This is a genomic window from Micromonospora sp. BQ32 (assembly GCF_059358895.1).
Genome location: NZ_JCADBI010000009.1, coordinates 114184 through 125919 on the forward strand (window position 1 = coordinate 114184; position 11736 = coordinate 125919).

Below are 11736 nucleotides of genomic sequence, written 5' to 3' on the forward strand. Positions count from 1 at the left end.
GAAAGTCTGACCTGCCCATCGGAAGATCTTGGCAAACCTGAACGGATGGTGACGGAATCAGCTGCGCCCGCCGTCACCGCCCGCGAAGACCACCCGCAGGAGCCGGTCGTCGTCGCCCGCCGGGTCGCCCCGCCCGTCGTGGTTGGAGGTGCTCACCCAGAGCGACCCGTCCGGTGCCGCAGCCACCGCGCGCAGCCGACCGTAGCGGTTGGTGAGCAGCTCATTGGGTTGACCGAGGAGCGTGCCGGTGTCGGTCAACTCCATCACCCAGAGGCGCTTGCCGCGCAGGCAGCCGGTGACCAGCAGCCGGTCCGTGGCGGCCAGACCGGAGCAGGACGCGTCCGACGTCGGCCACTGCACGATCGGGTCGGTGAACTGCTTGTCGCCGGCCTGACCCTCGACCTCGGGCCAACCGTAGTTGCCGCCCTTGGTGATCTGGTTGATCTCGTCCCAGGTGTTCTGGCCGAACTCGACGGCGTACATCCGCTTACCGGCGTCCCAGGCGAAACCCTGGACGTTGCGATGCCCCATCGACCAGACCGGGGAGTTGGGGTACGGATTGCCGGCGGCGGGCTTGCCGTCCGGGGTGACCCGGAGGATCTTGCCGCCGAGGCTCTTCACGTCCTGGGAGAGGGGGCGCTGACCGGCGTCACCGGTGCTGACGTAGAGCTGCTTGTCCGGGCCGAAGCCCAGCCCACCGCCGTTGTGCACATTGGCCTTGGGGATGCCGGTGAGGATCGGGGTGGGCTGCCCGCCGAGTTGCAGCCGGGCGACCCGGTTGTCCCGCTCGGCCGTGTAGTAGACGAACACCGTCCGGTCTCGGGCGTAGTCGGGGGAGACGGCGATGCCGAGCAGGCCACCCTCGCCCGCCGCCGCCACGTCGGGGATGGTCTGCACCGGGCGGACCCGCAGCCCGTCCGGCCCGGACTCGGGGCCGACCTGGAGGATCCGGCCGTTGTCCCGTTCGGTGACCAGCGCACCGCCGTCCGGCAGGAACGCGATGGCCCACGGCACCCGCAGACCCTTGGCGAGCACTGTCGCCACCGCCTGCTGGCCGGCGCCGCCGGGGCTCGCCGACGCGGACGGGGTCGGCAGGTTGGGTGGTTCACCGGCCGGGTCGGGCTCCGGCTCACCGAAGCTGCAACCGGCGGCGAACAGCAGCGCCGCGCAGGACGCCGCGAGGACCACCCGGAGGCGGCGGATGCGAGGGTACGGGGGACGGGCGCTCACCCGGCCCAGGGTAGCCCGCCGCGCGGCCCGGCCGGGCCCGTCGAGATCCAACGGATGCCGACGCACCCGCTCGATGGTCCCCGGTGGACCACTCACCGCGCCCGTACGGCCAGCAGCGCGGTGTCGTCCTCGCGGTGCCGGATCGAGGCGAGCAGCAGGTCGCACAGGTCGTCGAGGGGCAACGTGTCGGTGCCGGCCAGCCGGTCCACCAGCTCGGCCAACCCCTCGTCGATGGAGCGGTCCCGCCGTTCGATCAGCCCGTCGGTGTAGAGCAGCAGGGTGTCGCCGGTGGCCAGGCTGGTCGACCGGCTGCTCCGCGGCGACGGGCGGGCCAGGCCGAGCAGCGGCTCCGGCGTCGCCTCCAGGGCCTCGACCGCCCCGCCGACGCGCACCACCAGGGCCGGCGGGTGCCCGGCGTTGGACCAGGTCACCTCGTGCACACCGGCGCGCTGCGGACAGATCCGGACCAGTGTCGCGGTGGCGGCGATCGGCAGCCGCAGGCCACGGATGGCGCCATCCAGGTTGCTCATCAACGCCCCGACCGCGTCCGGGCGGCCGAAGGCGTTACCCCGCACCAGGTTGCGCAGCTGGCCCATGGTCGCCGCCGCCTCGATGTCGTGCCCGGCCACGTCGCCGATCGCCGCGATCACGTCGCCGTCGGGCTGCACGAAGGCGTCGTACCAGTCACCGCCCACCTCCACCCGGTCCGCCGCCGGCTGGTAGCGGGCCGCCAGCTCCAGCTCCGCCACCACGGGCAGTCGGGGCAGCATGCTGTGTTGCAGAACCTCGGCGACGTGCCGCTGCTCGCCGTACATCGAGCTGTTGCCGACGGCCTGGCCGGCCCGGCGGCCGATGTCGACCGCGGTGAGCAGGTCCCGGTCGTCGAACTGCTGACGTTGGCCGCCGTTGACGAGGGTGATCGCCCCCAGCACCGTGCCGCCGACGCCCCGCAGCGGCACGCTCAGGTAGGAGGCGATGCCCAGTCGACTGGCGATGGAGGCCATCTCCGGGTGGGTGGTGCCCCTCGTCACGTCGGCCAGGGACGCCGCGCTGCCGAGCCGGGGCTGGCCGGTCCGGAGCACCGTCCGGATGATCGACTCGGAGCTCAGCCCGGTGCGCAGCAGCTCGCCGAATCGGTCGACGTCCGCCGCGCGGGCCGGGTCCCGGTGCACCGAGACCACCTCGCGAGGCAGGCCGGTCGGCCCGACAAGGGTGAGCAGGCACCAGTCGGCGAGCAGCGGCACCATGGTGGCGGCGAGCCGGCGCAGCGCGGTGCCCACGTCCAGGGTGCCGGCCAGCGTCTCGCTCACCCCGGCCAGCAACTCCAGCCGTTCGTGCGCCTGCACGACCCGCCGGCGGGCCTCCTGCGCGCCGTCGAGCGCGATCCGCAGTCGCAGCTCCGACGAGCAGGCGGCGGCCAGGTCGGCCAGGGTCCGCAGCTGCGCGGCCGTCCAGGCGCGGGGCTTGCTGTCGATGGCGCAGAGCGAGCCGAGCACCCGGCCGGAGAGATCGGTCAGCGGCATCCCGGCGTACGCGACCACGCCGAGGTCGTCGATGGCCAGGTTTTCCCGGACCCGGGGGTAGAGCCGGGCGTCCGGCAGCACCATCGGCACCTCGATGTCCACCACGTGCTGACAGAACGAGTGGCTCAGCGGGGTCTGCCGGCGCTGCGACCAGGGCTCTGGCAGACCGACCGCGCCCGGGAAGAACTGCCGGTCGGCGGAGACCAGGGAGACCAGCGCGACCGGCACGTCCAACAGGTCGCTGACCAGCCGGGCGAACCGGTCGAACGCCTCGTCCGGGGCGGCGTCCAGCCCGGTGTCGGCGAGCGCGCGCAACCGCGCCGGGTCGCCGAGCACCGAGGGTGGCGCGATCGAACGCCGGGCGGGGCCGGAGGAGCCGTCGGTCATCGAGCACCTGTCTGCCGGGGCGGAGGCCGACCGGCCCTCCGACCCTTCGTTATACCTCGTTCGGGTCGGAGTCGAACATCGGTGTGCTGAGTCTCGCCCGCCCCCGGTGCCGCGCGCCATCCCCCGGGACGTCGGTTCGCCGCCGTGCCCGCACCGGCCGCGACGCCGGGGACTATCGTCGGCGGACGTGAAGGTATGGATTCCGCACGAGGCCGGCCTGAACCTCCTGGGCGAGCTGCCCGCGGACGTGTCCGTGGAGGTCTTCGAGCACACCGACCGGATGCCGTCCGAGGCGGCCGACGTCCGCTTCTGGGTGCCGCCGTTCCTGGGTGGCTCGGACGCGACGACGGTGCTGCGGGAGCTGCCCGACCTGGCGGTGGTGCAGTTGCTCTCCGCCGGGGCGGACGCCTGGGCCGGCCGGACACCGCCGGCTGTCACGCTCTGCGATGCCCGGGGCGTGCACGACCCCTCCACCGCGGAGTGGGTCGTCACCGCGATCCTCGCCCAGCTGCGGGCGTTCCCGGCGTTCGTCCGCGCGCAGGCCGAGCGGCGCTGGACGTACGCGGAGAACACCCCGACCGACGAGCTGACCGGCAAGCGGGTGCTGATCATCGGCGCCGGCTCGATCGGCGCCGCGGTGCGCGACCGGCTCGCCCCCTTCGACGTGAGCTTCACCCTGGTGGCCAGGACGGCCCGCCCGGAGCAGGGGGTGCACGCCGTCGAGGAGCTGCCCCGACTGCTGCCCGACGCGGACGTGGTGGTGGTGCTCGTGCCGCTCACCGACCAGACCCGTGGCCTGATCGACAAGGCGTTCCTGGCCGCGATGCCGGACGGGGCGTTGTTGGTCAACGCCTCCCGGGGCCCGGTGGCGCACACCGAGGCGCTCGTCGCCGAGCTGGGCACCGGTCGGATCATGGCGGCGTTGGACGTCACCGACCCGGAGCCGCTGCCCGCCGACTCCCCGCTCTGGGCCATGCCGAACGTGCTGCTCACCCCACACGTCGGCGGGTCGGTGCGCGGGTTGTTGCCACGGGCCTACCGCCTGGTGGGCGATCAGGTACGCCGCTTCGCCACCGGGCAACCGCTGATCAACACGGTGGTCGACGGCTACTGACCGGGCGTGTCCGCCGGAGCGCCCGGCAGCGGCTGGCCGGTCGCCGCGACCAGCCGGGGCAGGTCTGCCCCACGGACGGCCGGCAGGGTGACCTGGTGACCGTCGTCGAGCCGGGCGACCGCGCGTCCGCGCTGGTCGGTGGCGAGTTCGAGGACCTGGTCCCAGCCGATCCGACGCTGCCCGAACAGGGCCCGGATGCGCAGCTCCCGCGCGTCGGCGTCGGTGCCGGCCCGCCAGGCCCACACCCCGACGGCGAGTGGGACGAGCAGCACCGGCAGCAGGTAGTCCCGGGCGTTGGCCAGCGGCAGGGCGCCGACGAAGGCGATGATCGCGGCCACCAGGATGGCTTGGTTGTACCGGAAGCGGACCGTGTCGGGCTTACTCACCCTCCGATGATCCCACTCCCGGTCGTTTCGGCTCGCGGCGGGCGGTGCCAGTAGCGAGCGGTACGCCGTACAGTGACACGGGTCGTTGTCTCCCCTGAGTGACCGACAAGTAACCAATTCGGCCGTCCATCGTTGCCAATCGTGGGTAGCGGACTCGCAACGTCCGATGTCCCGCACCGCCGCACCGCCCCCGTGCCCCCTCACGAAGGCGACCGCCGTGCTCCTCGCTTACCCGCTCCGCGTCCTCGTCCCCCGCCGTGCGGCACCGGAGGCCGCCACGTCCATGGCGGTGGCGCTGCTCCTCCTCGCCGGTGCCGCCGGCCTGGTCCCGACCTCGGTGGTGATCGCGCTGGCCGCCGGTGCCGGCGCCACGCTCGCCGGGCTGCGACTCTCCCGGCTGGCCACCCGGCGCGGCACCGACCCGACCCCGCGTGCGGCGGGCGTGCTGCTCGACGCGGCGGTGGTGACGGCCGGTCTGACCGCCGTCGTGCTGCCTCTGACCGCCCCCGGGCACACCCTCGCCGTGCTGATCGGGTCGCTGGCCGTGGCGGCGCTCTCGACGGCCGGTCTGTACCGGCTCCCCGGCCGCTCCCGGCCGGCGGTCTCGGTCTGGCTGCGCTGGCTGGTCGAGTCGACCGGCCCGGCCGTCGGTCTGGCCCTCGCCGGCTGGCTGCTGCTGCCCGGGGACGGCCTGCCGGTTCCGGTTCGGCTGGTCGCCGCGTTGACGCTCGGCGGGTTGGGCATGGCCGCGTTGAACGCGTTCGCGGGGCCGCGGCGGCGCTGCGGTGCGGCGGTCTGCCGGGGCGGCGTCCTGCTCACCCTGGGCGGGCTGGTGCTGCTGGCCACGGTGCCGTCCGCGCCGGCCGGGCGGTTGGCCCTGCTGGCCGTACCCCCGTTGGTGTTCGGAATGTTGCTCGTCGCGGTCGGCGCGGCGGATGCGGCGGACGACGCGGCGTCGGTGGAGCCGGTCGCCGCGGCCTGGCCCCGATCGGTGCTCCCCGCGGCGGTGTTGCTGCTGGCGTCGGGTCTGCACCTGGGCGCCGGCCGCGCACCGGATCGGACGAGCGTGCTGTTGGCCCTGGCGGCGGTGCCGCCCCTGGTGCTGCGCGAGCTGCTGCGCGCGGGTGACGCGCCCACCTCCGTCCGGCGGGCCGCTCATCGCCGACCGGCCGGTCGGTCGCTGCGGCACCGCCGCGCGGCCCCGGCACGCTGGCCGGGTACGCCGGAGCCGCCGCCCGCGCGAGACCCCGGCGGCCCGGAGGGTCCGGCCACCGCGATCGGTGCCGGCGCGACCTGGTCGCCGGATCACGGCCCCGGGTGGTCGGGGCTCGACCGGCGACCCGCCGCGGCGGCGAGCGGCACCCCCGGCGACCGGGCTGCCCTGCTGGACGCCCTGGCCGCGATCGGCGACGTTCCGGCGCCGGCCGGCGCGCTGCTGCTGGTGGACCTGCACGGCACCGAGGGGATCGGCCCGACGGCCCGGGAGGACGTGCTGGCCGAGGCGGTGCACCGGGCCCGCGCGGTCATCGCCCCCGACGATCTGGTCACCGGCTGCACGGGTACCGGCTTCGCGGTGGTCACCGCCGCCGGCCCGGTGGTGGCGTACGCGCTGAGCACCCGACTGTTGAGCGCGCTCAGCCCGCCCTACCGGCTGGCCGACGCGATGGTGCGGGTGCAGACGAGCATCGGGTTGGCCGAGGTGGGCGGCGCCGGCCCGGCGGACGTGCTCCGGCAGGCCGAGCTGGCCCGACGACGGGCCGTGCAGCTGGGTCGGGACCGGGTGGAGTGGTACGACGCGTTCCTGGAGGAGCAGTTGGTGCGCCGACTCGACCTGGAGCGCGAGCTGCCCGGTGCGGTGGCGCGCGGCGAGCTGGATCTCGTCTACCAGCCGGTGGTCGACCTGGCCGACGGGCAGCCGGTGGGCGCGGAGGCGCTGCTGCGGTGGCGCAGCCCGGTGCTCGGCACGGTGCTCCCGGCCGAGTTGCTGCCGGTCGCCGAGGACCTGGACCTGGTCGGCGAGTTGGAGTGGTGGGTGCTGGACCGGGCCTGCCGGCAGTTGTCCGACTGGTCGGTGGGCGCCCGGGAGCTGTGGATGGCGGTCAACGTCACGACCCGGGAGCTGACCACTCCCGACTTCGTCCAGCGGCTCGCGGCCGTGCTGGCCGCGTACGGGGTGCCGCCGGAGCGACTGGTGGTGGAGGTGAGCGAGCCGAGGGTCGCCGGTGACCTGCCGACCGTGGTGGCCCGGCTGGCCGGGCTCCGGTCGCTGGGCGTCCGCACCGCGTTGGACGACTTCCGGGCCGAGCACGCCTCACTGGCCCAGCTTCGCCGACTGCCGATCGACCTGCTGAAGGTGGGCCCGGAGTTGGTGGGCGCGCGGCCGGACGGGCAGCCACCGCTGATCGACGTGGTGGTCAACGTGGGCGACCGGCTGGGCGTCGAGGTCGTCGCCGAGGAGTTGGAGTCGTCGACCCAGGTCGAGGGGGCACGCCGGGGTGGATGCCGGTACGGGCAGGGGTTCGCGCTGGCCCGCCCGGCGACGGCTGAACGCGTCGAGGCGTACTTCGAGGAGTTTCCCTCAGCATCTCGCTGAACCGGTTCATCTGTCCCGGGGTGGTGCGGTGCTGCCGCGCGGGGTGAGGTGGGGCGTCTCGTCCTGCACCCGGCCGGCCGGCTGCCCGGCGACGACGGCGAGCAGTTGCCGGGCGGCGTGCGCGCCGTACGCCGGGATGTCCCGGCCCAGCGCGGTCAGCGGCGGGTGCACCAGGCGGCACAGCGGCGAGTCGTCCCAGGCCACGATGGACAGATCGGCGGGCACGGTCAGGCCCATCTCCTGGGCGACGGAGAGCCCGGCGATGGCCATCACGTCGTTGTCGTAGATGACCGCGGTGGGCCGGTTGGCCGAGCTGAGCAACCGGCGGGTGGCCCGGCCGCCCTCCTCGCCGGTGTAGTCGGACCAGACGGTGACCGCGTCGACCAGGCCGAGCCGCTGGCGGACCGCCGCGAAGGCGTCGGTGCGGATCTCGGTGTGCCGCAGATCGGGCAGGCCGGCGACCCGGGCGATCCGCCGGTGCCCGAGCGCGACCAGGTACTCCACCGTCTCGGTCAGCGCGGCGGCGTCGTCGGACCAGAGACTTGCCAGCTCGCCGGTGCCACCGGGGCCGCCGATCACCACCGCCGGCAGTTGCAGCTGTTCCAGTGCGGGGATGCGCCGGTCGTCGGTGCGCAGGTCGCAGACGAGCACCCCGTCCACCCGTCGTTCGCCCCACCAGCGCCGGTAGACGGCGATCTCGGCGTCGTGGTCGGCCACCACCTGGAGGGTCAGCGCGTACGAGCGGGCGGAGAGTTCGGCCTCGACGCCACTGATCAGCGCCATGAAGAACGGCTCGACGCCGAGTGTCCGGGCCGGTCGGCACAGGGCCAGGCCGATCGCCCGGGCGGTGGCGGCCGAGAGGGCGCGGGCGGCGCTGCTCGGGCTGAACCCGATTTCCGTGGCGATGGCCAGGATGCGCTGCCGGGTGGCCTCGGAGACGCCGGGCTGCCCGTTCAGCGCGTAGGACACGGCGCCCTTGGACACCCCGGCGCGTTGGGCGACGTCGGCGATGGTCGGCCGCTTCACCGGCGTGCTCCTTTGCTGCTGCGGGCGTGCTGCTGCGGGCGTCAACCGGCCGTTGACAGTGCGAAGGGCCCAAACGTACGGTTGCTTAGCTTATCCGGTTCAGTAAACGTCTTTCGATGCGGAAGGTGCGGTGAGGTCTTGCGCCGACAGGCACTCTACGACGGTTGGACCCTGCGAGCGGCCCCCGGAGCGCAGGTGCCGGAGGAGGTCGCCGGCCGGTCCGTGCCGGCGACCGTGCCCGGCTGCGTGCACACCGACCTGCGCGACGCCGGGCTGATTCCCGACCCCTACCTCGACGACAACGAGCGGGCGTTGGCCTGGATCGGGCGCACCGACTGGGTCTACCAGTCCACCTTCGTCCACCGGGCGGGCGACGACGAGCGCGTCGACCTGGTCTGCGCCGGCCTGGACACCGTCGCCACGCTCACCCTCAACGGTGTCGAGGTCGGCCGCACCGCGAACATGCACCGCGGCTACCGGTTCGACGTCCGACCGCTGCTGCGCGACGGGAACAACGACCTGGTGGTCACGTTCGACTCCGCGTACCGCTACGCCGAGGCGCAGCAGGAGCGGCTCGGCGATCGGCCCAACGCCTACCCGGAGCCGTTCCACTTCATCCGCAAGATGGCCTGCAACTTCGGCTGGGACTGGGGCCCGACGCTGGTCACCGCCGGCATCTGGCAGGAGATCAGCCTGCACGCCTGGTCGACCGCCCGGCTGGCCACCGTCCGTCCACTGGTCACCATGGACGGTCGCGACGGTCGGGTCGAGCTGCACGTCGAGGTCGAGCGGGTAGCGGACGTCCCGCTGACCGTCCGCGCCACCGTGGCCAGTGTCCGCGCCGAGGTGGTGGTCCCGGCCGGGCAGCGCGCGGCCGTGCTGACCCTCACCGTCCGCGAGCCCGCGCTGTGGTGGCCCCGGGGGTACGGCGACCAGGCGCGCCACCCGATCGAGGTGACCCTGCACGACCCGGACGGGGACACCCTGGACAGCTGGTCGCACCGGATCGGCTTCCGCTCGGTGCGACTGGACACCACACCCGACGAGCACGGCACCCCGTTCTCGTTGTCGGTCAACGACGTCCCGGTCTTCGTCCGCGGGGTCAACTGGATCCCGGACGACGCGTTTCCCACCCGGGTCACCCGGGCCCGGCTGGCCGAGCGGTTCGACCAGGCGGTCGCGGCCAACGTCAACCTGCTGCGGGTCTGGGGCGGCGGCCGGTACGAGTCGGCGGACTTCTACGACCTCGCCGACGAGCGCGGCCTCCTCGTCCAGCAGGACTTCCTCTTCGCCTGCGCCGCGTACCCGGAGGAGGAGCCGTTCGGCACCGAGGTGGCCGCCGAGGCCGCCGAGCAGGTGACCCGGCTCGCGCCGTACCCGTCGCTGGTGCTCTGGACCGGCAACAACGAGAACATCTGGGGCTGGCACGACTGGGATTGGCAGCCGGCCCTCGCCGGGCGCACCTGGGGGCGCGGCTACTACCTCGACGTGCTGCCCCGGATCGTGGGCGAGCTGGACCCGACCCGCCCCTACTGGCCGGGCAGCCCGTGGTCGGGCAGCGAGGCGATCCACCCCAACGACCCGGCGCACGGCACCACCCACATCTGGGACGTGTGGAACACCGACGACTACACCAAATACCGGGAGTACGTCCCGCGCTTCGTGGCCGAGTTCGGCTACCAGGCACCACCGGCGTACGCCACGCTGCGGCGGGCGTTGAGCGACGAACCGCTGGCGCACGACTCACCGGGCATGGCGCACCACCAGAAGGCGGCCGGCGGTGACGCCAAGCTCCAGCGTGGCCTCGACGCGCACCTGCCCGCCCCGGCGGACTTCGACGACTGGCACTACCTGACGCAGCTCAACCAGGCCCGGGCGATCCAGCTCGGGGTGGAGCACTTCCGCTCGCACCGGGACGTCTGCGCGGGCACCATCGTCTGGCAGCTCAACGACTGCTGGCCGGTGACCTCCTGGTCGGCCGTCGACGGCGACGGCCGCCGCAAACCCCTGTGGTACGCGCTGCGCCACGCGTACGCCGATCGGCTCCTCACCGTGCAGCCCCGTGACGGTGGACTGGCCCTGGTCGCGGTCAACGAGAGCGCCGAGGCATGGACCGCCCCGGCCGCGGTCACCCGGTTCACCCTCACCGGGGAGCCGAGGGCGAAGACCTCGGTGGACCTCGACGTCTCGGCGTACTCCTCGGTGGTGCTGGCGCTGCCGACGGACCTGGCGCGGCCGGAGGATGCCCGGCGCGAGTTGCTGGTCGCGGAGGCCGGTGGCACCGCTGAGCGGGCGCTGTGGTTCTTCGCCGAGGACCGGGAGGTGGACTGGCCGGTGGCGGCCTGGGACGCCACGGTCGAGCCGGTCGTCGGTGGGCAGCGGGTCCGGGTCACGGCCCGCACGGTGCTGCGCGACCTGACGCTGTTCGCGGACCGCCTCGACGACTCCGCCACCGTGGACACGGCCCTGGTCACGCTGCTGCCCGGTGAGTCGACGATCTTCACCGTGCACGCGGACGGGGTGCTGGACCCGGCGGCGCTCGTCACCCGCCCGGTGCTGCGCTGCGTCAACGACCTAACGTCGAGTTAGCGTCGCCGGCCGGCGGTCGCCTCTCTTGGGGGCCATCGTCCGTTGAGCGGTATACCTCAGAGGCATATCTATGCCTCTGAGGTATACCGCTCGGAGCGGAACGGGGGCCGACATCACGTCAGGTCGCGTCAACCTTGCGGCCGTAGGATACGGGGCCCACTTCTGTCGCCTTCCGGATAGCACAGACCCTGGCGACCGGGCAGGACCGGTTCAATGACACGATGCGGGGGATCAGCGGTACGGCCGCGGCGAAGGCACTCATCCTGGCGGCCGTTCCCGTCGGTGCCGTCGGTTTCCTCGTCACGGACCAGTGGGCGATCGGCGCGATCGTCGCGAACCTCGTTCTGCTCGGCAGCGGTGGTGGCCTCTGGTGGTGGGCAGTCCGCCCGAGGCGACGCTTCTCGCGCCTGCGTCGGACCCTTGTCTACCTCACCATCGCGCCTCTGAAAGATCCGGACGACGACGGTGACTATGGCGACGCCGACGACGACTTCGGGGATCCTGAGCCGGCGGTGTCCACGTCGCGTCGCGTGCGCAGGCATCAGCTGACGTTGTCGACGACGAGCCGGCTTCGCCGGTACGGCATGCGGCGGTCGCTCACTGGCGAGCACGCCGGTGGCGACAATGACCTGATGATGATGGCGAACACCCTGACCCAGATCCAGGGCGGCCTTCAGTCGGCACAGCGAAGGGCCAGGCGGGAGCAGCTGTGGTGGTTGGTCGCGGGGCTTGCGGCGTCCATCCCGATCGGCGTCGCCATCAACCTGGCCACCGGTTAGCGACGGAGCCCGAATGATGGCCCGACCGCGGCGCGAGCGGTGGTCACGAAGGGGCTGACGTCCGATGATCGTGCTCGATCCATGAAGTAGTGGCCTCCCACGGTGGGGA

The 11736-nt window shown here is 73.4% G+C and carries 8 protein-coding genes; 4 read left to right on the forward strand and 4 right to left on the reverse strand.

Annotated elements, in window-relative coordinates; genetic code table 11:
• Positions 1-57: 57 nt before the first annotated feature.
• Together AC5L30_RS18715 and AC5L30_RS18720 are read right to left on the reverse strand one after the other, a co-directional pair.
• Positions 58-1230, reverse strand: coding sequence for a PQQ-dependent sugar dehydrogenase (locus AC5L30_RS18715; RefSeq protein WP_494868722.1), 1173 nt, complete (start codon positions 1228-1230; stop codon positions 58-60).
• Positions 1231-1322: 92 nt separating this feature from the next.
• Entirely contained in the window at positions 1323-3140 is a 1818-nt protein-coding gene (locus AC5L30_RS18720) for a SpoIIE family protein phosphatase (protein WP_494868724.1), read from the reverse strand.
• Between the two features lie 187 nt (positions 3141-3327).
• Between AC5L30_RS18720 and AC5L30_RS18725 the strand changes: the two genes are divergently transcribed.
• Positions 3328-4254, forward strand: coding sequence for a 2-hydroxyacid dehydrogenase (locus AC5L30_RS18725; RefSeq protein WP_494868725.1), 927 nt, complete (start codon positions 3328-3330; stop codon positions 4252-4254).
• On the opposite strand, the gene AC5L30_RS18730 is transcribed toward AC5L30_RS18725, so the two are convergent.
• Positions 4248-4640 carry a PH domain-containing protein gene (locus AC5L30_RS18730; RefSeq protein WP_494868726.1) on the reverse strand — a complete coding sequence of 131 codons (393 nt, stop codon included), beginning with the start codon at positions 4638-4640 and terminating at the stop codon, positions 4248-4250. The genes AC5L30_RS18725 and AC5L30_RS18730 overlap by 7 nt on opposite strands.
• Before the next feature lie 217 nt (positions 4641-4857).
• Here AC5L30_RS18730 and AC5L30_RS18735 point away from each other — a divergent pair, with 217 nt between their 5' ends.
• A complete protein-coding gene (locus AC5L30_RS18735) occupies positions 4858-7233 on the forward strand; it encodes an EAL domain-containing protein (RefSeq protein ID WP_494868727.1) in 2376 nt (791 codons plus the stop codon).
• 6 nt (positions 7234-7239) lie between these two features.
• Here AC5L30_RS18735 and AC5L30_RS18740 read toward each other — a convergent pair whose 3' ends face one another.
• Complete coding sequence (locus AC5L30_RS18740; protein WP_494868728.1) at positions 7240-8259, reverse strand: LacI family DNA-binding transcriptional regulator; 1020 nt, start codon at positions 8257-8259, stop codon at positions 7240-7242.
• Between the two features lie 138 nt (positions 8260-8397).
• Here AC5L30_RS18740 and AC5L30_RS18745 point away from each other — a divergent pair, with 138 nt between their 5' ends.
• Both AC5L30_RS18745 and AC5L30_RS18750 read left to right on the forward strand, forming a co-directional pair.
• On the forward strand, positions 8398-10848 hold the full coding sequence (locus AC5L30_RS18745) for a glycoside hydrolase family 2 protein (protein ID WP_494868730.1): 2451 nt from the start codon (positions 8398-8400) through the stop codon (positions 10846-10848).
• Between the two features lie 221 nt (positions 10849-11069).
• Positions 11070-11627, forward strand: a complete 558-nt coding sequence (locus tag AC5L30_RS18750) for a hypothetical protein (RefSeq protein ID WP_494868732.1) — start codon at positions 11070-11072, stop codon at positions 11625-11627.
• Positions 11628-11736: the final 109 nt, after the last annotated feature.